At 49.6% G+C, this 20,072-nt stretch carries 22 protein-coding genes; 15 read left to right on the top strand and 7 right to left on the bottom strand.

Translation table 11 applies throughout. The annotated features are described in order from the left end of the window. Positions 1-19 precede the first annotated feature (19 nt). Positions 20-286, bottom strand: a complete 267-nt coding sequence (locus tag FHS16_RS06330; RefSeq protein WP_183560053.1) for a hypothetical protein — start codon at positions 284-286, stop codon at positions 20-22. 107 nt (positions 287-393) lie between these two features. On the opposite strand from FHS16_RS06330, the gene FHS16_RS06325 reads away from it, so the two are divergent. From FHS16_RS06325 to FHS16_RS06305, 5 genes are all read left to right on the top strand, one after another. After that, positions 394-681, top strand: coding sequence for a Dabb family protein (locus tag FHS16_RS06325; protein WP_183560051.1), 288 nt, complete (start codon positions 394-396; stop codon positions 679-681). A gap of 146 nt (positions 682-827) precedes the next feature. Beyond that, complete coding sequence (locus FHS16_RS06320) at positions 828-1,247, top strand: DUF86 domain-containing protein (protein WP_183560049.1); 420 nt, start codon at positions 828-830, stop codon at positions 1,245-1,247. Between the two features lie 236 nt (positions 1,248-1,483). Next, on the top strand, positions 1,484-2,140 hold the full coding sequence (locus tag FHS16_RS06315; protein ID WP_183560510.1) for a helix-turn-helix transcriptional regulator: 657 nt from the start codon (positions 1,484-1,486) through the stop codon (positions 2,138-2,140). A 331-nt stretch (positions 2,141-2,471) separates the two neighbouring features. Further along, on the top strand, positions 2,472-2,948 hold the full coding sequence (locus FHS16_RS06310; protein ID WP_183560047.1) for a DUF948 domain-containing protein: 477 nt from the start codon (positions 2,472-2,474) through the stop codon (positions 2,946-2,948). A gap of 51 nt (positions 2,949-2,999) precedes the next feature. Next, positions 3,000-3,428, top strand: a complete 429-nt coding sequence (locus tag FHS16_RS06305; protein ID WP_183560044.1) for a YtxH domain-containing protein — start codon at positions 3,000-3,002, stop codon at positions 3,426-3,428. Between the two features lie 117 nt (positions 3,429-3,545). Here the strand turns inward: FHS16_RS06305 and FHS16_RS06300 are convergent, their stop codons facing one another. The 3 genes from FHS16_RS06300 to FHS16_RS06290 form a co-directional block, all read right to left on the bottom strand. Then, positions 3,546-4,739 (bottom strand): sugar phosphate nucleotidyltransferase, encoded by a 1,194-nt coding sequence (locus tag FHS16_RS06300; RefSeq protein WP_183560508.1) that lies wholly within the window; start codon positions 4,737-4,739, stop codon positions 3,546-3,548. Between the two features lie 237 nt (positions 4,740-4,976). Beyond that, positions 4,977-6,722, bottom strand: coding sequence for an alpha-glycosidase (locus FHS16_RS06295; RefSeq protein ID WP_183560042.1), 1,746 nt, complete (start codon positions 6,720-6,722; stop codon positions 4,977-4,979). Between the two features lie 46 nt (positions 6,723-6,768). Continuing rightward, positions 6,769-7,575, bottom strand: a complete 807-nt coding sequence (locus FHS16_RS06290) for an SDR family oxidoreductase (protein ID WP_183560041.1) — start codon at positions 7,573-7,575, stop codon at positions 6,769-6,771. Positions 7,576-7,626: 51 nt separating this feature from the next. Here FHS16_RS06290 and FHS16_RS32240 point away from each other — a divergent pair, with 51 nt between their 5' ends. The 9 genes from FHS16_RS32240 to FHS16_RS06250 all read left to right on the top strand — a co-directional run bounded on the left by FHS16_RS32240 (position 7,627) and on the right by FHS16_RS06250 (position 13,087). Beyond that, positions 7,627-7,761 (top strand): hypothetical protein, encoded by a 135-nt coding sequence (locus FHS16_RS32240; RefSeq protein ID WP_281379020.1) that lies wholly within the window; start codon positions 7,627-7,629, stop codon positions 7,759-7,761. A 130-nt stretch (positions 7,762-7,891) separates the two neighbouring features. Next, a complete protein-coding gene (gene racE / locus FHS16_RS06285) occupies positions 7,892-8,701 on the top strand; it encodes a glutamate racemase (protein ID WP_183560039.1) in 810 nt (269 codons plus the stop codon). A gap of 123 nt (positions 8,702-8,824) precedes the next feature. Beyond that, positions 8,825-9,709 carry a M14 family metallopeptidase gene (locus tag FHS16_RS06280; protein WP_183560037.1) on the top strand — a complete coding sequence of 295 codons (885 nt, stop codon included), beginning with the start codon at positions 8,825-8,827 and terminating at the stop codon, positions 9,707-9,709. Positions 9,710-9,768: 59 nt separating this feature from the next. Then, complete coding sequence (locus tag FHS16_RS06275) at positions 9,769-10,008, top strand: hypothetical protein (protein WP_183560034.1); 240 nt, start codon at positions 9,769-9,771, stop codon at positions 10,006-10,008. Positions 10,009-10,052: 44 nt separating this feature from the next. Continuing rightward, complete coding sequence (locus FHS16_RS06270; RefSeq protein WP_183560032.1) at positions 10,053-10,355, top strand: iron-sulfur cluster assembly accessory protein; 303 nt, start codon at positions 10,053-10,055, stop codon at positions 10,353-10,355. A gap of 35 nt (positions 10,356-10,390) precedes the next feature. Continuing rightward, complete coding sequence (locus FHS16_RS06265; RefSeq protein ID WP_183560030.1) at positions 10,391-10,615, top strand: YuzB family protein; 225 nt, start codon at positions 10,391-10,393, stop codon at positions 10,613-10,615. A gap of 79 nt (positions 10,616-10,694) precedes the next feature. Further along, a complete protein-coding gene (locus FHS16_RS06260) occupies positions 10,695-11,309 on the top strand; it encodes a DUF3990 domain-containing protein (protein WP_183560028.1) in 615 nt (204 codons plus the stop codon). After that, positions 11,272-11,571: a hypothetical protein gene (locus tag FHS16_RS06255; RefSeq protein WP_183560026.1), complete on the top strand. Its 300-nt coding sequence runs from the start codon at positions 11,272-11,274 to the stop codon at positions 11,569-11,571. The genes FHS16_RS06260 and FHS16_RS06255 overlap by 38 nt, the downstream gene beginning before the upstream one ends. An 85-nt stretch (positions 11,572-11,656) precedes the next feature. Then, entirely contained in the window at positions 11,657-13,087 is a 1,431-nt protein-coding gene (locus FHS16_RS06250; RefSeq protein WP_183560024.1) for a S16 family serine protease, read from the top strand. Positions 13,088-14,097: 1,010 nt separating this feature from the next. Here FHS16_RS06250 and FHS16_RS06245 read toward each other — a convergent pair. Further along, the gene (locus tag FHS16_RS06245; RefSeq protein ID WP_183560022.1) at positions 14,098-16,131 is read right to left on the bottom strand and encodes an LTA synthase family protein; all 2,034 of its coding nucleotides are present in this window, start codon (positions 16,129-16,131) and stop codon (positions 14,098-14,100) included. 18 nt (positions 16,132-16,149) lie between these two features. Next, positions 16,150-17,301, bottom strand: coding sequence for a THUMP domain-containing class I SAM-dependent RNA methyltransferase (locus tag FHS16_RS06240; RefSeq protein WP_183560020.1), 1,152 nt, complete (start codon positions 17,299-17,301; stop codon positions 16,150-16,152). 146 nt (positions 17,302-17,447) lie between these two features. Between FHS16_RS06240 and FHS16_RS06235 the strand changes: the two genes are divergently transcribed. Then, on the top strand, positions 17,448-18,077 hold the full coding sequence (locus tag FHS16_RS06235; protein ID WP_183560506.1) for an O-methyltransferase: 630 nt from the start codon (positions 17,448-17,450) through the stop codon (positions 18,075-18,077). A 511-nt stretch (positions 18,078-18,588) separates the two neighbouring features. Here the strand turns inward: FHS16_RS06235 and FHS16_RS06230 are convergent. Then, positions 18,589-19,809, bottom strand: a complete 1,221-nt coding sequence (locus tag FHS16_RS06230) for an MFS transporter (RefSeq protein WP_183560018.1) — start codon at positions 19,807-19,809, stop codon at positions 18,589-18,591. Positions 19,810-20,072 lie beyond the last annotated feature (263 nt).

Here is a 20,072-nt window from a genome sequence, read left to right as displayed (position 1 = left end):
CCTTTTTGTTAATTTGATGTTACCTCGCTGAGCGGGGATGACGCTCGCTTTCTCGTCCCCTCGCAATGAGTATGTCGGCCACAAACCCGAGCAAAGCCCATGTTATTACGGTTAAAGCATACATGAGCAGGACGTTTACCTCATGCACGTCCACAAACAAATCCACGATCCAGGACGGGATGCTGAACATAAAGAAAACCATGTTGTGAGGGTCGTAGCCGGTGGAATTGAACAAGCTGATGGCGATACCAATCAAAGTAGCAACAATCGTAACCGGATAGCGCATAACGTACCGATCTCCTTCGTGTTAAAGATTGCCGTAATGCGACTGCATAGGTTATTATGTGACAATCGGATGCAAAATATACAATGAAGCCAAAGGAGGAACAACAAATGCTAACACATATTGTTTTCTTTAAACTAAAAGACAGCAGCGAAGAGAGCGTAGCCCGTGCCGCGCAAGTACTTAGAGATATGGAAGGCAAAATTGAAGTATTGAAATCCATTGAGGTGGGCATTGACGTGCTGCATTCCGAGCGTTCGTACGATATTGCGCTCATTACGACATTTGATTCCTTGGAGGCGTTGGAAGTTTACCAAGTGCATCCTATTCATAAAAAGGTTATCGAGTATATGACGCAAGTTCGCGAAGCTTCCGTCAGCGTCGATTTTGAAAGCTGAGGGTAAATACGAATGAGCGACATGAGAGACGTATATGAAATTATGACCTATTTGCTGGTTATTATTTTTAGCAGCATTATTATGGTGGTATGGCTGAAACGCAAATCGAAAAAAAAGAAACAAGGCTGAAAGCGGGCGACTGATTGATGTATTATGTGAATCGGGAACAAATTGCTGTACGATTGGATGCAATAGCCGAGATTGCAGCCGCGCTGGACGTGCTTGCCGATCAATGGCAGGGCACGCTGCTTGAAGGCTTGGCGCAGGAGAGAGCGCTCCATCTGGCCATCGAAACGGTGACGGATGTTGGAAGCTTTCTCATTGACGGATTTATCCTGCGCGATGCGAGCAGCTATGAGGACATCATTGAAATTTCGGGTGAAGCCGGTGCTTTTCCAGCGGACATGCAGAGTACGTTAATTGAGCTGGTGCAGCTTCGCAAGCCGCTCGTTCAGGACTACTATGTATGGGAGAGAGCTTCTCTCCATCCGCTTTCAAAAACGTTGTCCACGTTATTGCCGGAATATAAGCAAGCGGTCGAAGACTATTTGGATCGTGAATTGTAAGATATGCAGGATTAGATACGAGCGAGCTGCAGCCGCAAGCAAAGGCTGCAGCCTTTTTTTGATCTATAAGAATATATATGTTTTCGCATCTAAATGTGCTTATATATCTCTGTGAAACGACTGCTTTTGCCGCAGAGGACGTCGACAGCTGTTTACGCTTGATTGATTTACGAAAAAGTCAAAATACGATACAATGACGCTAACAAGCCTGCAAGGGTGGTGAAGGGTTGAAGCGGATGAAAACATCAGGTGCTGCAGGTGTGAAAAAAACAGTGCAGGGAGAGCAGTCCACACGCGAGCGGATTTTGCTGCTGCTGAAAACGGAAGGCAGAATGTATGCCGGTGATCTGTCAAGCAAGCTCGAGCTGACGGAAATGGCGATACGACGGCATATGTACGGACTGGAGAGCGAAGGCAGCGTCCAAATCGTTTCGGTGCGTCAAGCGATGGGCAGGCCGCTCCATGCCTATGAGCTTACGGCGGAAGCAGATGAGCTTTTTCCGAAAAATTATCATTTGCTTGCGCTGGACTTGCTTGATGAGCTCGCAGATGACCCGGATACCGCAGTGCTTATTGACCGGATGTTCGAAGGACGCAAGAAGAAGCTTCAGGACCGTTATGAAGCTCGTATGACAGGAAAGAGCCTGAAGGATAAGGTTAATGAGCTCGCCATCATTCAAAATGCCGGCGGGTATATGGCAGAAGTAGAACCGCAAAGTGATGGCAGCTTCAAGCTTTATGAATACAATTGCCCCATCGCCCAGGTTGCCGGCAAATATATTCAAGCATGCACTTGCGAGCTTTCATTGTTTAGAACGCTGCTTGACGCGCCCGTCGAACGCACGGAATGTTTGGCTAAGGGCGGGGGCAAGTGCAGCTATCACATTGGCTAAGAATAGATGAATGGTCTGCATAGACCGCTTTTGCAAATCGGAGACGATTGCCTAAGCGGTCTTTTTTTAATAGATAAGAATTTATATGTTTTCACATGTAATTGTGCTTATATATTTCCGCGAAACGACTGCTTTTGCCACGGAGGACGGCGACAACCGTTTACGCCTGTGATGCATGCATGCGATTCATGGATGCAAGGAGAGTGAGTGATTTTACAATCGGTTGTGTCAGGACAAGCCCATGCTGCTTATACTGTCATTACGCAAGTGGGCATTCGTCTAGATGCCGGATTGGCAGGCAAGTCATTGCGTAAGGAGGAGGGATACGGCTATGGTCATAGCGTGGAGCGCAGCGATCGCTGCAGGGGCATTTGTTATTTTGGTGGCGGGCATTCTGCTAGCCTTGCGTTCGGCCTTGCGCAGATTGGATCATGTGCAGACGGAGGCGGCAGCGATGCGGTTGGATGTGCATAAGCTGAGTACGGAGCTATGCAGGCTGGTTGAACCGGCGGAGGAAACGATCCGTTCCGCGAATCGGCAGCTGCAGGCAGCAAGCAAGCTGTTCGAGTCGGCTGGTCAAGTTGGCGGGGCTATTGCCAACACGACGTCAGCGGCTGAGCACATTACATCGCTGCTGTCGGAATCGGCGGAGCGGCATGCGAAGCGCTATCAAACAAAGCGGCAGGTCGGCGATGCGCTTGAATGGGCAGAGCTAGGGATGACGGCGTGGCAGCTGTGGCAAACTAGCCGTAAGAGTGAACCGACTGCAAGGGAAACGCATGATCCCGTATCCGAATCGGAATCCTAACGTAAGGTGCGATAGACGAAGAGCACGCTAAACTCGAAAGGAGCGAATACAATGTCAACAGGTAAACAAACAAAAGGGTTTTTGTTGGGCGCATTAGTCGGAGGTGTCGTTGGCTCGATTACTGCCTTGCTATTGGCGCCGAAGCCAGGCAAGGAGCTGCGTCAGGATATTTCGGACGGCGCTCAGAAGGTTGGAGAGACGACCGTTAAAGTTGCTGGCCAAGTGGGAGACACTACCGGAAGATTTGCGAAGCAGATCGGCGGGCAAGCGGTACAAATCGCCGGTAAAACGAAGCAAGCGGCAAGCAGCGTCGTAAGCAGCGTAAGAGGGCGCAGCAAAGGCACCGAGGAAACGGAAGCTGTTGCTGATTTTGATGATGTGACTGAAGCAGGAAATGAAGAGGCATCAAGCGCGATAGAAACCGTTGAAGCAGGAGAAACAGAAGCGGCGGTAGCCAAGGAGCTTCAGTCCATTAATTAATGTCTTCACGCAGCTTAATCCGTGTTGGATTGAATGAAAACTGAATTTTCAGTAAATAAGGCAAACAGCTTGGAGCATTGACTCCTGCGGTTTGCCTTATTTACTATTCCTAATCATTTATCCGAGCATATTGCTGTGAACGCGTCCTGGTGCCTCGCTGAGTAAGCTGGTGAGCGGTTCCAGGCTGTAATCTTTCAATGAGGATGATGAAGCGGTAATCGCTTCGCCCGGTCCGACAACCGATATTTCATCATTCAGCTGACCGACAAAAGCTCCGTCGTGTATGATGGCGCCTTCTCCAATAATAGCGCGGTGGATCGTCACATTTCGACCGATTCTAGCGCCTGGCATAATGATGCTTTCGTAAATTTCGCTGTTCGCCCCTACTGTGACGCCGTTGCAGATGACAGAGCGCGTTACATCCGCTTCAATTGCGCATGCCGGGTGCAGAAGAGAATCAGTGATCGTTGCTGACTTGCTTATATAAGGCTCCTCCATGCTGGCGATTGCGTCTAGCTGAGCTGTCGGTTCTTGCTTATTCAGCCTAAGCTCGCCGTCAAGCAAATCCATATTCGCTTCCCATAGGCTGTCAATCGTGCCGACATCGCGCCAGTAGCCTTCGTAAGGATAGGCAACCATGTTAGCTTTGGCGGCGAGGATAGCCGGAATGATGTCCTTGCCGAAGTCATGACTGGAATTAGGGTTGGCGGCATCCGTCAGCAAATATTTTTTCAACTCGGACCAGCGGAACAAATAAATGCCCATCGATGCTAAATTGCTATTTGGCTCAGCTGGCTTTTCGTGAAAGGAGCTGACTCTGAAGCGGTCGTCCGTCTTGAGAATGCCGAAGCGGCTTGCTTCTCGCCAAGCGACCTTCTTAACGGCAATCGTAACGTCAGAGCTGCGGTTTTTATGAAATTCAAGCATCGGCTTATAATCCATTTCATAAATATGGTCACCTGAGAGGATGAGCACATGCTCAGGGTTATGTTCGTCAATGTAATCGATATTTTGGTAAATCGCGTCTGCAGTTCCTGCATAGCCGTCAGCGCGCTTGCGTGAAGAAGGGAGCATCGTGACGCGGCATTCGGTTTGCGATTTCTGAAGCTCGTCCTTGTTGTTCGCTACATAGCTATGAACACTATCGGCACAGTACTGCGTAAGAACACCAATCGTTCGGATATTCGAATTTGCGCAGTTATTCAGCGGAAAATCGATCATGCGATAACGATCACCGAACGGGACAATCGGCTTCGCGGCTTGGCTCGTCAGCGGTGCAAGGCGTCGTCCTTCGCCACCTGCTAACAACATGGCAATGCATTCATTATGACTTTTCAATTTAATTTCCCCCTGTCCGATAAGTGTGGTTGGTATTGGCTGCGTTCATTATAATGAAACATTAACCGTACTTGACTATTTTGAAACCGATGCAATGAAAAAAAAGTATTAGCTGGTTGTTTATCGGCCGGATTCGATAGGGAGGGGGAGCGATAAGGGGAAAAAGAACCCTTTCCTTGCCTAAATGGCAAAGCAAGGGTTCAAAAGCCGTTAAATATTCCGATAGATGATTCTGAAATCCAGAGGCGGAAGCTCGATTTCAAGCTTATCCTCCGCCAAGACGATCTTTTCCCCGGTCAGCGCGTCATGCCAATCATCGGCTTTCATGGGATGCGAGAGCGTGACGGCTTCCTCCGTATTGTTGATCCAGATTGTAAAATGCTGCCGGGTGTTCAAACGCTCGAAAAGGAGCGTCCCATTTGCATTGTCGGCATGCAGGAAGCGGAAGCGTCCGTCGCGGAGCGCGGCATGCTCCTTGCGAAGGGCAATCAGCAGCTGGTAAAAGTCGAATAGCTCACGGTCCTGCTTGTCGGTGTCCCACTCCATGCATTTGCGGCAATCGGGATCATCTCCGCCATCAAGGCCGATTTCGTCGCCATAGTAGATGCAGGGAATGCCCATGGAAGCCATCATGAACACGACGGCCAGCTTTAGTCGGTCTTTATTGCCGCCTAGCCTGGTCGCTGCACGCGGAATGTCGTGGCTGGAGAGCAGATTGAACAGCGCCTCGTTCGTTTGCTGCGGATAGCGCATAAGCAGGCTGTTGATTTGGTCAGCGAAATCGGAGGCAGCATAGTCGGAAGCGGCGAAAAATTCCGTCACCTTATTCGTAAACGGATAGTTCATGGACGAATCGAATTCATCCCCGTGCAGCCAATTGAGCGCATTGCCCCAAACCTCCCCGATAATAAAAACATCGGCCTTCTCGGTTTTTACTGCTGTTCGGAAATCATGCCAGAAGGAGTGGTCGATTTCATTGGCTACATCGAGCCGCCAGCCGTCAATATCCGCCTCTCTTATCCAATGGACAGCTACCTCGAGCAAATACTGCTTAACCTCTGGATTCGCCGTATTGAGCTTTGGCATATTGCCGTAAAAGCCAAAAGTTGCGTAGTTGGCAGTGCCATCCTTGACCTCAACGGGAAAGCCGTTCAAGTGAAACCAGTCTTTGTATTTGGAGCTCTCCCCATGCTTCAGGACATCCTGAAAAGGAGGGAATTGCTCGCTTGTATGGTTGAATACGGCATCCAGCACGACGCGTATCCCGAGCTCATGGCAGGACTTCACCAGTTGCTTAAGCAGCGCAGCATCGCCAAATTGGGGATCGATTTGCTTATAATCGACCGTATCATATTTGTGGTTGGAGGGCGCTGTGAACAAGGGAGTTAAATAAATGGCCGTGACACCTAAATCAGTCAAATGGCTCAAGTGATCGAGGATGCCTTGCAAATCTCCGCCGAAATGATCTTCTCCGCCAGGCGTTTCTCCCCAAGGACGAATGCCCTCCGGGTCAATGCTCGAATCGCCATTTGCGAAGCGATCAGGCATAATTTGATAGAAAACGGCCGACTTTGCCCATTCCGGCGCATCAAATAGATCGATGGCGTGGATGAAGGGGACCTCGAAGTAGCCGCCTGCCGGGGTGGGCATCTCCTCGAAGACGCCGGTCTCAATCAGCCATAGCATTTCGTCCCCGCTGCGGACACGGAATCCGTATGAAAAGCGATGGAATTCGGGTTTGATGACAGCCTCCCAATAATCGAATAAAGAATCGGCTGCGATTTTTTCCATTGGTATGTCCATCGCATGGTTATCCCAGTCGTATTTGTCTCCCGTCACGGCAACCGCTTCCTCCACATCGTCTCGTTTGGTGCGGAGCCTGAGATGAAAAGTATCACAATCGTAGGCATAGGCCCATTTCAGATCCGGTGAGTGGTACAAGCATTCTTTGAACATTGGCTCCAGCTCCTTTATATGTAGTTGTCAAACAAATGGTCATGGATTAACCGCGCAGCAAAGACTCTGCTCCGTCGATATAAATATCCGTGCCCGAAATGTGATTGGAATCGTCTGATGCCAGAAATAAAGCCAGCTTCGCGACCTGCGCGGCGCTGCCTGGACCATCCTCAAGCGGCTGGCTGCCCTCGGGATATTCAACAGGAATGATGACCTGATCAAGCTCTGGTGTTCGCTCCGTATTCTCTTCAATATTCGTGTCAATGGCGCCAGGGCATATGACATTAACGCGAATTTTGTACTGGGCAAGCTCAAGAGCGGCCATCTTCGCAAATGCGACTTGTCCGGCCTTTGTGCTGCTGTATGCGCTGAAGCCTATATTGGAGAAAACGCGGTTTCCGTTAATCGAGCTTGTAATGATAATACTTCCGCCGTTGTTCTTCATGAATGGAATGGCATGCTTAACGGTGAGAAAGGTACCGCTTAAGTTCACCTGGAGCGTTGTATTCCAATCGTCGAAGTCCATTAGCTCAATCGGAGCAAGAGTGCCGTTAATGCCGGCGTTAGCATACACGATATCCAGGCTGTCGAACCGCTCTCTTACTTGGCGGTAAGCGTTGGCGAGCTGAATTTCACTGGAAATATCGGTTTCAATGGCAAGGCATTCGACATCGTAACGTTGAATGCTTCGGCAAACCTCTTCCATTGCTTTCTCTTTCACATCGAGAAGGACTAAATCAGCGCCTTCCTTTGCGAACTGCAAGGCAGCAGCCCTTCCGATACCAGAGCCGGCACCTGTAATCAGTGCTGTTTTTCCTCTCAAACGTCCAGATGATTGCTTAGATTCCGTCATCAGATCGTCCTCCTTTACGAATCGGTTCTTTGCATAATGCGTGGTTTCTACTTGTATGTACCCGATACAGCGCTAACGAAACAGCTGGACCAGACGGCCGAGCAAAAAGCCCGTGCAGCTGCTAATGGCAGCCCGCACGGGCTTGAATTCCAATATAGAGCCTTTTATATGGTTCACTGCGGCTAATGGCTGTCATAGGGTCTCTTTCTTCTTCTCGTGCTGGCTAGCAGGCTATAGCACAGGTACGTTTTGGTGCCTGTTTTCATATGCTATTTTGTCTGGATTCATTACATTCGTTTAGGAAAGCGGTGTGTTTGTGCAGCAACCGATTGCGATATTAGATTCAGGCGTTGGCGGCCTCACCGTTGCCAAGGAAGTCATGCGCCAACTGCCGCGGGAAAAAATCGTATATTTCGGAGACACGGCCAGAACGCCTTACGGTCCGCGCTCTTCGGAGGAAATTATTCGTTTTACGAGGGAAATCGTCGATTATCTTATTCAGTTTAACCCCAAAATGATTGTCATAGCATGCAATACGGCAACGGCTGCCGGACTTGAGGATATCCGCTCCCGCGTTGAGATTCCAGTAATCGGAGTCATCAATCCCGGGGCAAGAGCCGCTATACGCTTAACGGTTACCGGCTGTGTCGGCGTGATAGGCACGGAGGGAACGATTAAAAGCAAAGCTTATGATCAGGCGCTAAAAGCGCTGTCTCCCGAAATTACGGTCATTAGCGAAGCGTGTCCGCGCTTTGTACCGCTAGTTGAGAAAGGGAACTTCCGTTCAAGGGAAACCTATGAAACCGTACAAAGCTCCCTCGGACATCTGCAGGGTTATCCGATGGATACGCTTATTCTCGGCTGTACGCATTACCCGTTCTTGACGGAGACCATCTCCGAGGTTATGGGGCAGGGGGTAACGCTAATCAGCTCGGCAGACGAGACGGCACGCGAGATTAGCGCAATTCTAGACAAAAAAGGAAGCCTCTCGCAGGGTGATTCCATACCCGTTCATCAGTTTTTTTGCAGCGGCGATACACGTATATTCCAATTGATAACTCATCAATGGCTGGGCAAGCAAATTCAGCTGTCGCCTGTTGTATGGCAAATTCCGACGATCGTGTGAGATTCACGCGCTGCCTAAGAAGCTGCACCTGCCGGTTCAGCTTCTTTTGGGCGTTGCTTCATAGGACAGCCCGCTCAGCGCATACGATGAAGGGAGTAAACTAAGGCAGCTGGAGGGATCGTCATGTACTCCGAACAAAGCTATAGGTATGCTGATTTGCTGGAAGGGGTCAGGCAGCTGTCGGGCAGGTACCCCTTTCTGTCATCGCATGTAATCGGGGAAAGCGTGATGGGCAAGCCGCTGCTCGCCCTTCGCTGCGGTACGGGTCAACGCCGCATCCATATGAATGGTTCATTTCATGCGAATGAGTGGATCACATCCGCTTTGTTGATGCGTTTTGTCGCGGATTTATCGGCAGCGTATTGCAGCGGCGAGGAAATCGGCGGACAGCGGGTGGCGGATCTGTGCAGAGAGGTGACATTATGGGTCGTTCCCATGGTCAATCCCGACGGTGTTGAGCTTTCGCAGGAAGGCTTGTCGGAGAGGCATCCCTATTATCGCCAGCTATTGGAGTGGAATAGGGGCTCTGCGCAGTTCGAGGGCTGGAAAGCGAATATCCGGGGCGTCGATTTGAATGACCAATTCCCGGCGTTTTGGGAAGAGGAATGCAAGCGCAGAGGCATTGAAAGCCCGGGACCGCGCGACTATCCTGGACCTTATCCGCTTAGTGAGCCGGAAGCGGCTGCAATGGCCAGCTTCACGGATAGGATGGGCTTTCATGCCGTGATGGCGCTGCACACGCAAGGCAGGGAAATTTATTGGAACTACCGTGATTATGAGCCTGCCGATTCGGAGCAGCTTGCTAAGAAGCTGGCAAGGGCAAGCGGATATGAGGCGGTGAAGTTGTCCGGCAGCGATGCAGGTTACAAGGATTGGTATATTCAGCGCTATCGCAGGCCCGGATTTACGGTAGAGGCGGGGTATGGAGAGAATCCGCTTCCGATGAGCAAGTTTGACCATATTTACATGGAGCTGCAGCCGCTGCTGCTAGAGATGCTACGTCTTTAGCGGCCTTCGGCCATTTATGCTATAATAGTTCGAAAAGCTCAGCAAAGGTGGGGTGTCAGATGCGCAAGTTGCTGTCGCTGCGGCATTGGCAGCGGACGTTTGTCCGTATTTTCCAGCTGCTTCGGTCAAAAAACGTTTCACTGCTGGACAAGCTGATTTTTACCGTGCCTGTTTTCCTCTATTGGGTGCTGCCTGACGTGCTGCCGCTGCCGTTTCTGCCTATTGACGATATTGCAGTTACGATGGTCATTGCGGAATGGTTTGCCCGTAGAATGGAGACCAAGTATAATATAAAATAATAAATATTGCCGCAAGGCTAACGATAAGAGGAGCTGGATGATTAATGAACTGCAAAATTTCGAAGAATGCCGCTAAAGTATTGCAACTCGAGCTGGACAAGCCTGAAAACGAAGGCAAGCTGCTTCGAGTTTACGTAACTCATTCCCATGGCGATCATGCGCATTATGGCATGGGAATTGACGAGCCGACTGAAAAGGATATTGTTGTATCTACGGACAAAGGAATTGATGTCATTCTCGAGAAAGACAATGCTTTCCTGGACGGCGTACGCATCGATTATTTCTATGTGCCTGAAGAGGGCTTTGCCATTACGAATCCAACCAAGGGCAACCACGGCGATCACTAAGCTCCCTCGGTATCCGGTTGAAATAGGAAGATATCATGGCAAATGACATACGTGTTTGCGACAAATGCAAGCATACACAATTGAAATCAATCGTACCGAAGCTGCAAAAGCTAGCTCCTGACGCTGAAATCCGCGTGGGCTGCAAGTCTTATTGCGGGCCATGCGCCCGCTACGCATTCATTTTTATTAATGGCCGGTACATCAAGGCAGCAAACGAGGATGAGGCGATCGAGAAGGTCCGTCCTTATATCAAGAAATAATCGTACTTACACCAGGACCCTGCGAGCTATTTTTCGTAGGGTCTTGTTGTCTACACAAGGATATGAAAGGAGCAAGAGAGTGGATATTACGACTCCGCAGCTGCTATATCATGGGACGACAAGCGATACTGTACAATCCTTTGGGCAAAAGCTGCTCAATTCGCCTTATTGGAAACCAGGCAAAGACTTCGGGGAGGGCTTCTACACGACGATCTCCATCGCGCAAGCGCGGAAATGGTCGCATAAAGCGGCGAAGGAGTCGTGGAACGGCAGCAAGCCCTGCGTGCTTGTTGTCGAGCTGGCTTCCGTGCCAGAGAAGGTGGAACCGCTTTTGTTTCTATCGGATTCACCGGCATGGGCGTCCTTTATTTATGCCCACCGGAGGGCAAACGTCAAGGGAGAAGACCCCTGTACAATCCATCCCGATATCATTATAGGTCCGATGGCAGACAATGATACTGGAAAAATCGTACATAAAGCAGTACAATTATATAAGGATGAGCAATGGTTTTATGAACAAATAACGGTGTCGCGCAAGGGTAGGAAGATGGACTCGCTTCGGCTCGGCAATCAAGTTGTTTTTTGCTCCGAGCGATGGGAGTCGCATGTAAAGCTTGTTGGCTACCATATTTATACGGGAAGCAGGTGGACGTATCATGAAAGTGAAGGCACAGGTGAGGTTAAGCTTGTATGAGCGGGGAATCGTTGAAGCTCTGTCTGCGGATCACGGTTATCCTGCTTCGGAAGCGAGGGCGCTGGTGGTGGAATATATCGAGATCGTACGCAAGCTTGGCGGATATGAGAATTGCACGCATTACGCACAGCTGCTGGACCTAGCACGGCGGTCTGAGCATTCCCCGGCGGAATGGCTTGAGCGTATTCAAGGCATAGAGAAAGGCGAGCTTAGGGATCGGGGCATCGGATCGGAAGAACGCCAATATTTGCAGACGAAGTAAGACCCCGCGACGTCGTTCGTCGGGTCTTTTGTTTGTTATGCGGCTGAAAACGAGATGATCTAGAGGAATAGTAGGAGGAAAGTGAATGCGCAAGCCAGCCGTTTATTATTTGTTCGGGTTAACAGCAGCCTTTGCTTGTTTAATCGCATCGGAGCTCATTTGGCTGCCAGCACCTCTAAAGACAGGAAGCGGCATGCAATGGATTGAGATGATTGATTGGCTATTTTACTTCGTTGCATGCATCCCGCTTAGCTGGGCTGTAGGTGCGCTGCTTGCCATTTGGGAGCAGCGGAGTGGGAAAGGGATCGTTTTTGCCATGCAACTGCTGCGGGCTGCTATAGCCATCCTTAGTGCAATAGGTACATTTTACATTGTATTTTTGCCGGAGGAGCTGTTTCGGCTGCTGCTCGTGACTGGCGCAGCTGTGCCGCTCGTATACGTTGATTTGCTGATCAGTGAGGGAATCGAGAGAAGAAGATCAGCGAATCGAATGAGCGGCAATGGGCGGCAGCTGAGCCGCGGTAGATTGCCTGTATGGCTGCCAAAGCGGGGTGGGACTGTACTCGTTGTGTCGCTTATGCTGCTATTTGCTCTGCTGTGTCCAACCGGCTATCAGGTTACTTATCCAGGGATGACTTTGAATATGAATCGATATGCGCATGTGGATGGCGGTCAGCATGGGGGAACGGTCAACGGGGTTCTCGTATTTGATCGGCCTGCCGTACCTGCGGATTGGCTGTATGCGAGTATTCTGCCATTGTACAGTTTCCAAAAAACGCCGGAAAATGAGCCACCGCTTACAGAAACATATGCACAAGTCGTCATGATGAAGACGGATGCGAACAGCGTGGCAGCCGCCGTTGCTATGAAGATGGCTGGAATAGGAGAAGGATTAACACCGGATGGCGTTCGAGTTGTCGCTATTGTGAAGGACAGTCCAGCCGAGGGTCGTCTGATGGCTGGTGATATTATTGACAAGCTGAATGGACAAGCTGTACGAACGATAAGCGATATGACCGGTTATATGGAGGAGTCGGTTAAGCCGGGGGATATCGTTGAGGTTACCCTTAGAAGGGCAGGAGAAGTTAAGAGGGAAGAGGTTGCTGCAAAAGCTTCGGCTGATCAGGCTGAGAGGCCGGTATTCGGTATTTCCGTACAGACGGAGCTGCTGGTCGATATTCCTCGCAGCATCGATTACAAACGATTTATGGCCCATATTGGCGGGCCCTCGCATGGAGCGATGCTGACGCTAGCCATTCTGGATCAACTGACGCCAGGCGGGATTACGTTCGGTAATCAGGTCGCAGGCACGGGTACCATCGAGGCGGATGGAAGCGTAGGCCTTATCGGCGGCATTAAACAAAAGGCATATGCGGTGAGCCGAACGGATGCGGACGTCTTCTTTGTCCCTAAGGAACAGGAAGCGGAAGCACGCAGCGGGGCGGCTGAGCTTAATATTGTGCCGGTAGAGAAGCTGGATGACGCGGTCGACTGGCTGAAGCAGCATAAGAAATAATGCTTGCAATAGCTATTGAGATAGAAGTTGAAAGAAACGAAGATATATAAAGTGAAAGTGAAAGTGAAAGTGAAATAAAAGATGGAATTAAGGATGGAATTGAAGATAAAACGAAACAAAAGATGAAATAGAACAGCGAAAGTTACATGTGACGCAAAAGAAATTGATTATGTAAGCTTAGAACTCGCAATTGAAGAAGCAATAGAAGTCATAGAAGCCATAGAAGCCATAGAAGCCATAGAAGCAGCAAGTGAAATGGAAAATGAAATCCTATTTGAAAAAGCGCATGAAACAAAGAAGCTCCCTGGCCGCTGGCTGAGGAGCTTCTTTGTTTCAAATATAGGAAAGTATATGATTTCGCCAACTTTCTCTAAATTTCTACGCGAAACGTATGCTTAGCCGCCAGAGGACGGCTTCAGCCGTTTACGCTTGCTGCGACGCTTGATAGGTTGAACTAAACATTTACGTTTTGGACGCTTCGCTAAATCTTCATTTTTAAGTTCCAGGTATATCGTTTAATGAGAAGCAGCCTAGCCTGCACTTTGTACAATAGAAACCTCACATGAGAACTGTTTCGGATGGCTACACTGTAATTATGCAGTAGAATGAGCTCCAAACTAACGAATATCTCCTTAGAATAGGCCATCGATTGCACAAAGTACAGTGTATGTATCGAGTTAGGCAAGTTACGTCGATTACGTTGTACAAACCGCAGCGCAGCCTCGTCCGATAGCGCTATTTTCTAAACAAACTACCCCAACTATATAAGTTGAACCACAGAACTCGGCGATGTCCTTTACTGATTTTCCCATAAGATATACATAGCTTGATATGGTTCATACCTGCGGCGTTCTTTTGTATATTTCATAGCTTGTGTCACTTCATTTCGTGATGTTTAGTTTTCCAACTTCATCTCTGCCTGTTCAAATTATTTTCTTTCTTATTCGACATGCAGGTCGTTATTTTCTTACCATAGGTTTCTAAAACTTTAGTTCAACGTATATAGCAGATTATTTTGCTGCGGTTTCCAGTTGACTGCCTGCACGCGCTTCCGTGGCCGATTGCTCTTTGAAGTGCTCGATCAGGTTGTTCATAACGATCTGATCGGATACGGTGAGCTCGGTACGAGCGTTCTCGGCTGCGGCTGCGCAGGCGTTCATATCGGTTAATGCCTGACTAGGGATGCTCCAGCAGGCACCATTGTCCATTATTCCATCCGATGATGGCAAATAATAGACAGAGCCGTCAGTGAAAGATCCATTCCGCTGTACAACAAGCTTGCCTTGAAGCGGGAGCTCGGTTAGAAGAGGCGTCCCGATTAAGTACTGATCAGCAGTCGACATGCCAAGCAGATGCATGATCGTCGGCGTTACATCAAGCTGTCCGCCCACTCCCGAATAGGTGCCGGCATGCTCGTCGCCAGGCAAATGTACGAGCAGAGGAACCTGCTTCAGCATCATCTGGCGCTCCATTTCATTGAGAGGCTTGCCAAGGAATGTCTCTAGCAGCGACCAATCCTTTATCGAATTGTCGTGGTCGCCGTACATCGCTAGAATCGTGTTGTCCCAAAGTCCTTCTGCTTTCATCCGTTCAATGAGCTCGCCGAGCGCGGCGTCAACATAATGGATAGATTGCAGATAGTCGCCCATGATCGTACCGTCCAGCTCGCCTAAGCTAAGCTGCTGCTCCGCTTTGGGCATGGTAAAGGGATAATGGCTCGACAAGGTAATAAGAAAAGAGTAAAAAGGCTGCTTTTGGTCCGAAATCACGTCCATGGACTGCCTGAAAAAGGATTTATCTCCGAGCGCCCAGCCGATTTTCTCATCGAGCGTGAAATGCTTCAAGCTGTAAAACTGATCATATTGCATATTGTGATACATTGTGTTCCGATTCCAGAATCCACCCTCGTAAGCGTGGAAGACGGAAGTTCCGTAGCCACTCGTCTTTAAGGTGCTGGACATGCAATCAAACTCATTCGGCGCATATTGAATGAATACGGAGCCGTTCGGAACAGGCTGCATGGAGCAATTGGCCGTAAAATCTGCATCAGAGGTCCGGCCTTGCGCGGTCTGGTGATAGAACTGGCTGAAATAAGCGCTCTGCTTGATCAGGCCATTCAAATGAGGCGTAATTTCTTGACCGCCAATCGATTTGTTGATCATAAAATTTTGGAAAGCCTCGAGCTGAATCATAAGAACGTTGCTGCCGGTGTATGCTCCAAAGAGCTTGTCCTGCTCAAGCGCTCCGCGAAGGGCACCGCGGGCCTCGATCCAGCTTTTCGTTTCCGACGCTTGCTCAGCACTGACCGTCTCCGCGTCCAGCCAGTTCCGTTTCACATAGCGGTAAGCGTCATAGCCATGGAAGCCGAGTGCTCCAGTCACGTTGTAGATGGATAGGTTCCACCAATTCCCTTCAAAAATGCCCTGGCCCCACGTACGCTTCGCCTCATTGACGTTCGTGAAAACGAGCGAGGCGCCAATCCCGAAGATGGCTGCGCTCATGACGATGCGGACGAGCGCTTTTTGCCAAACGGGAGAAATCCGGCGATACTCATTAGCGAGGCGCAGATCACGCTTCCCGCGCATAAGCATGTAGATTGCAAATGGCACTATGACAATCCAGTCAAGGAATAGAAGGAAGTCTTTGACGTGCAGCAGAGTGCCGATGCTCTCTCCGAGCGAGTCTACTTGGCTGAATTGCAGCAGCACAGGTATTGAAATTAAATCTTGGAAATAACGATAGTAAATAATATCTGCGTACAATACAAAGGACGCAAGCATGTTCAAGCCGATAAGTGAAAGTATCCTGCCCCGCGCGGGAAGCCAGACTGTCCAAAAGCTGAACAGCATAATGGCGCCAAGCTCGATGATAGCGTCCGTGCTGGTCATTTTCATATTCTTGACATGCAATATGTCCGAGAATAAATATACTTTTGCCAGCAGCGCGGCCGTGAACAACAGCAGGTCGATAGCTTTATAGCGTTCAAGCCAGACAAGCATCATGCTCATGCTGCGGCGCAATGGTTTTTGATGATTCGATAGCATTTGTATTAAGCTCCTCCCTTATGGCTGCGAGCGATTGCCGCGCGGAGGAAGCGGGCCGAAAAATTGCAAGTAATTACATTCGATGCGGCCGTTGAACAACTTGCGTTTTTTATCGGCTGGACGGCCAAAGTAATGCTCTATGGAAGTTGACGGGCTGATCGAGAAATAGGACCATGTCGGATAATGAAGTGCAGTTAAGCCGAATTGGCGCATGGCTGCTTCTGCTTGGACATCATCGCCAAGACGTTCTCCGTAAGGCGGATTCGTAATAATGACGCCATAATCGCCTTCCAGCTTTACTTTAGCGACAGGCTGCACGCTTAGCTTGATTTCTTTGCCAAAGCCCGCTTTCTTGATGGCAGCTTCGGCGATTTCAATGGCGCCTGGATCGATATCGGAGCCGGCAATCTGAAGCGGAACGTCATCTTTTACTAGATCGAAGGCTTCGTCGCGCGCTTCATCCCAAAGCTCATTCGGGATCAAGGGCCAGCCCTCGCTGTTGAAGCTGCGGCGAAGTCCCGGTGCGATATTCCAGCCTATCATGGCTGCTTCAATGAGGATCGTGCCTGAGCCGCAAAACGGATCATATAAAGGACGCTCCGGATTCCAACGGCTCAGTTGCACAAGTGCTGCGGCCAGCGTTTCTCGAATCGGCGCCTCTGTCGCTACTTTGCGGTATCCGCGCTTATGCAAGCCGTCACCGGTCGTATCGAGCGTCAGCATGGCGCGGTCGTTCATAAGCGTAACCTCAATCACGTAGCGTACGCCGTTCTCGGGGAACCATTCGGTGCCGTATTGTGCGGACATTTTGTCAACAACGGCTTTCTTAACGATGCTTTGACAGGCGGGTACGCTTGTCAGCTGCGATTTCTGCGAACGGCCATTAACGGGGAATTCTCCATCGTTCGGAATCCATGTCGGCCAATCAAGCGCTTTTGTGCCCTCGAACAGCTCATCAAAGGTCGTAGCCGGGAATTCTCCCATTTTGATAAGTATGCGGCCAGCTGTGCGCAGCCAAAGGTTGGTACGGCAAATGTCGAGCGGACCACCTGTGAAATTGACGCGTCCGTTCTCGACCTGCAGGTCGGTATAGCCTAAATCTTTCAGCTCACGTGCGACAACCGCTTCAAGTCCCATCGGCGCGGTTGCGATTAGCTGTAATTTTTCCATTGTACACTCTCTTTTCATTCATACTTTGCAATATTGGATGCTGCTTCATAAGCCTATGCTTGTATCCCCGTGAACAAAAACATACAATCAAGTATAGGGCAAACTAGATGGTTTTTACAAATTGTAAAATTGGAGAGAGTGGAATGATGTTACAAGACGAGCAATATGTGGATTCCCTTTATAGTACGGATGATGATTTAGAGCGTGTAAAAGCAGGGATTGCAGCAAACGGAATGCCGGATATTTCGGTTGCGGACGGCTACGGGCGTTTGCTTACGATGCTCGTATCGCTATCCGGCGCAAAAACGATCGTAGAAATCGGCGCTCTCGGCGGTTACAGCGGCATCTGTCTGGCACGTGGGCTGAAGGAAGGCGGAAAGCTTACATCGCTTGAGCTTTTGCCGAGCTATGCGGAGCTGGCACAGGTGCATATGGAAGCAGCAGGACTGGGAGAGAAAGTAGAGTATATGGTCGGGGATGCAAAGCAGAGCTTGGCACAGCTGCAGGAAGCGGGCCGGAAGTTTGACTTCTTTTTTATCGACGCAGATAAGGAAGGTTATCCGGTATATCTGGAGCATGCAATTGCGCTTGCCAATCCCGGAGCGGTAATTGTAGGGGATAATATTTTGCTGCGAGGCAGGACAACTAACCCTGCGAAGGCAGGGCCGTCTGTACAGGCGGTGCGTTTCTTTAATGAAACGATTGCATCGGATGAACGCCTGCAGAGCACGGTGCTGCCGGGATATGACGGACTCGCCATCGCGATTGTAAAGTAACTCTCATTGGCACCATGAGCAGGTTCGGTATTAGCCGATCCGGCTCAGGGTGTTTTTTTGTTTGCGGTTTGGTCTGTAACTGCGGATATGTGCTTACGTAGTGACATCGGTGTGGGGGGAGGCGGGAATGATGCTGTAAGCACGCAAGCGTGCATACGGAGTGAAATCGGTGTGGGAGAGAGGTGGGAACGATACTGTATGCACGTATGTGTTCCAACCGCGATTATGTAACTGGTTTGTTTGTACTGAAAGCACGCATGCGTACTTACAGCGTGAAATTGACTTTTTTACTTACTGAAGTCGGAGCAGCCGGTTTTTGGGAAATAGCCGTTGGAGATGTTTAAACCAGCGTAACTCTCGTTAGATTATATGAGCTGCAATGAAATTTGTCGGAAAACGACAATATATGTCATTGACCGTGGCGGAGAATTTCCAGCTCGTCGGACAGCGGAAAAAGGGCACACGAGGAAGTAGAATTCCCGTATGCCCTTTTCTAACTCATCACAACGAATCAGTTATCTTTGCCCTGCTGCGAAAACGGACTTTTGCGCAGCAGGGATTGGTAAACCCACCCCGCGTTGATCATCAGCATGACCGCAGAGAGCAGAAACAGTCCTTGAATGCCAATCCAGCCTGACAATGCTCCACCCGTGATCGGGCCGATCATATTGCCGAGGCTCATCGTACTGGTGTTGAAGCTGTAGGAGCGGCTCTCCATGCCGTCCGGCGTATATTTTCGAATCAGGGAGTTTACGGCTGGAATAAGACCCCCCAGAAAAATACCCAGTATGAAGCGTGCGATCAGCAATTGCCAAACGGTTCCCGCTAAAGCCTGCGGAATAAAAGCAAGCGATGAGCCAACGAGCGCGACGCCAAGCACTCGTTCTGCACCAACCCGGTCGCTTAACTTTCCTAGCAGAGGCGAGGCGACGAGATTGGAGAGGCCGGTAACCGAGCCGACGAAGCCGGCAAAAAATGCAAGGTTGGCGGTTGTTCCATGCAGCTCCTGTACATATAGCGGGATAAGCGTCATCGGGCTCATCATCGCGAATTGGATGAGGAAGGTGACGGCAAACAGCGCTGTTAGCTGAGGAATCCCGCTTAGCTTGCGAAATCCTTCGATTACGGAGGCTTGTACGCGCTGCGCGGCTTTCATGCGGTCAAAGGGTTCTTTGACCACGAATAAAGCAAGCAGCGAAGCAGCGAACAGCAACGCTCCTGTCAAATAAAAAATGGGTCGAAAGCCGATGCTGTCAGCGAGCAAACCGCCTATAAATGGACCGAGAATCGTGCCGGCAATGCCGCCGGATTGAATGGTTCCCATCGCAAAGCCCATTTTGGCTTTGGGTGTTGTTGCTGAGATGAGCGCGATCGAGGCTGGGTTGAAGCCCGAAATCGTACCATTCAACATGCGGAGCAGCAGCAAATGCCAAGGGTTCGTCGCGAAACCCATCAGCACCATAACGATGGACATGCCGAAGCCCGAGCGGAGCAGCATCATTTTACGGCCGTAGCGGTCCGCCATTTTGCCCCATATCGGTTGGAATATAAAGGAGGTAACGAAGTTGCCGGCAAAAATAATGCCAGCCCATATCCCGATCTCATGCGTATCGGACAAGCCTAGATCAAATTGCAGATAGAGGGACAGGAACGGAATGATCATCGTCATTCCAGCCATAACGAGAAACTGTCCGAACCACAACACGACCAGATTTTTTTTCCATTGTTCCATTTCAAAAGTATAGCACAGGTTGCTGAGTCATTTCTTCAAGCCGAAATCACCTCCGATATTAAAATAATTGCATTTAAATTTTATTGATGAAGACGCAATTTAATTGGGAACTTGGACTCTTCAAATTTTGTCGAATTGTAGTAAAATTAGGACAGAATTCGACAATAAATGCGAGTGGTGTTTTAGTCGCTATATAATATGTTGTTCAAATATACCAAGTGGAAATGCTTTCAAAATTGCGTGGTAAAATATGCCTATTTAAA

The sequence above is a fragment of the Paenibacillus endophyticus genome, assembly GCF_014192395.1.
Lineage (GTDB): Bacteria > Bacillota > Bacilli > Paenibacillales > Paenibacillaceae > Pristimantibacillus > Pristimantibacillus endophyticus.
The sequence above is the reverse complement of the archived record's forward strand: the minus strand, read 5'-3'. Positions and strand labels throughout refer to the sequence as shown.

Bases quoted from the DNA above. Each gene is read 5' to 3' on its own strand.
- FHS16_RS06330 (WP_183560053.1), bottom strand. From the start codon at position 286: ATGCGCTATCCGGTTACGATTGTTGCTACTTTGATTGGTATCGCCATC.
- FHS16_RS06325 (WP_183560051.1), top strand. From the start codon at position 394: ATGCTAACACATATTGTTTTCTTTAAACTAAAAGACAGCAGCGAAGAG.
- FHS16_RS06320 (WP_183560049.1), top strand. From the start codon at position 828: ATGTATTATGTGAATCGGGAACAAATTGCTGTACGATTGGATGCAATA.
- FHS16_RS06315 (WP_183560510.1), top strand. From the start codon at position 1,484: ATGAAAACATCAGGTGCTGCAGGTGTGAAAAAAACAGTGCAGGGAGAG.
- FHS16_RS06310 (WP_183560047.1), top strand. From the start codon at position 2,472: ATGGTCATAGCGTGGAGCGCAGCGATCGCTGCAGGGGCATTTGTTATT.
- FHS16_RS06305 (WP_183560044.1), top strand. From the start codon at position 3,000: ATGTCAACAGGTAAACAAACAAAAGGGTTTTTGTTGGGCGCATTAGTC.
- FHS16_RS06300 (WP_183560508.1), bottom strand. From the start codon at position 4,739: ATGTTGTTAGCAGGTGGCGAAGGACGACGCCTTGCACCGCTGACGAGC.
- FHS16_RS06295 (WP_183560042.1), bottom strand. From the start codon at position 6,722: ATGTTCAAAGAATGCTTGTACCACTCACCGGATCTGAAATGGGCCTAT.
- FHS16_RS06290 (WP_183560041.1), bottom strand. From the start codon at position 7,575: ATGACGGAATCTAAGCAATCATCTGGACGTTTGAGAGGAAAAACAGCA.
- FHS16_RS06280 (WP_183560037.1), top strand. From the start codon at position 8,825: ATGTACTCCGAACAAAGCTATAGGTATGCTGATTTGCTGGAAGGGGTC.
- FHS16_RS06275 (WP_183560034.1), top strand. From the start codon at position 9,769: ATGCGCAAGTTGCTGTCGCTGCGGCATTGGCAGCGGACGTTTGTCCGT.
- FHS16_RS06270 (WP_183560032.1), top strand. From the start codon at position 10,053: ATGAACTGCAAAATTTCGAAGAATGCCGCTAAAGTATTGCAACTCGAG.
- FHS16_RS06265 (WP_183560030.1), top strand. From the start codon at position 10,391: ATGGCAAATGACATACGTGTTTGCGACAAATGCAAGCATACACAATTG.
- FHS16_RS06255 (WP_183560026.1), top strand. From the start codon at position 11,272: ATGAAAGTGAAGGCACAGGTGAGGTTAAGCTTGTATGAGCGGGGAATC.
- FHS16_RS06250 (WP_183560024.1), top strand. From the start codon at position 11,657: ATGCGCAAGCCAGCCGTTTATTATTTGTTCGGGTTAACAGCAGCCTTT.
- FHS16_RS06245 (WP_183560022.1), bottom strand. From the start codon at position 16,131: ATGCTATCGAATCATCAAAAACCATTGCGCCGCAGCATGAGCATGATG.
- FHS16_RS06240 (WP_183560020.1), bottom strand. From the start codon at position 17,301: ATGGAAAAATTACAGCTAATCGCAACCGCGCCGATGGGACTTGAAGCG.
- FHS16_RS06235 (WP_183560506.1), top strand. From the start codon at position 17,448: ATGTTACAAGACGAGCAATATGTGGATTCCCTTTATAGTACGGATGAT.
- FHS16_RS06230 (WP_183560018.1), bottom strand. From the start codon at position 19,809: ATGGAACAATGGAAAAAAAATCTGGTCGTGTTGTGGTTCGGACAGTTT.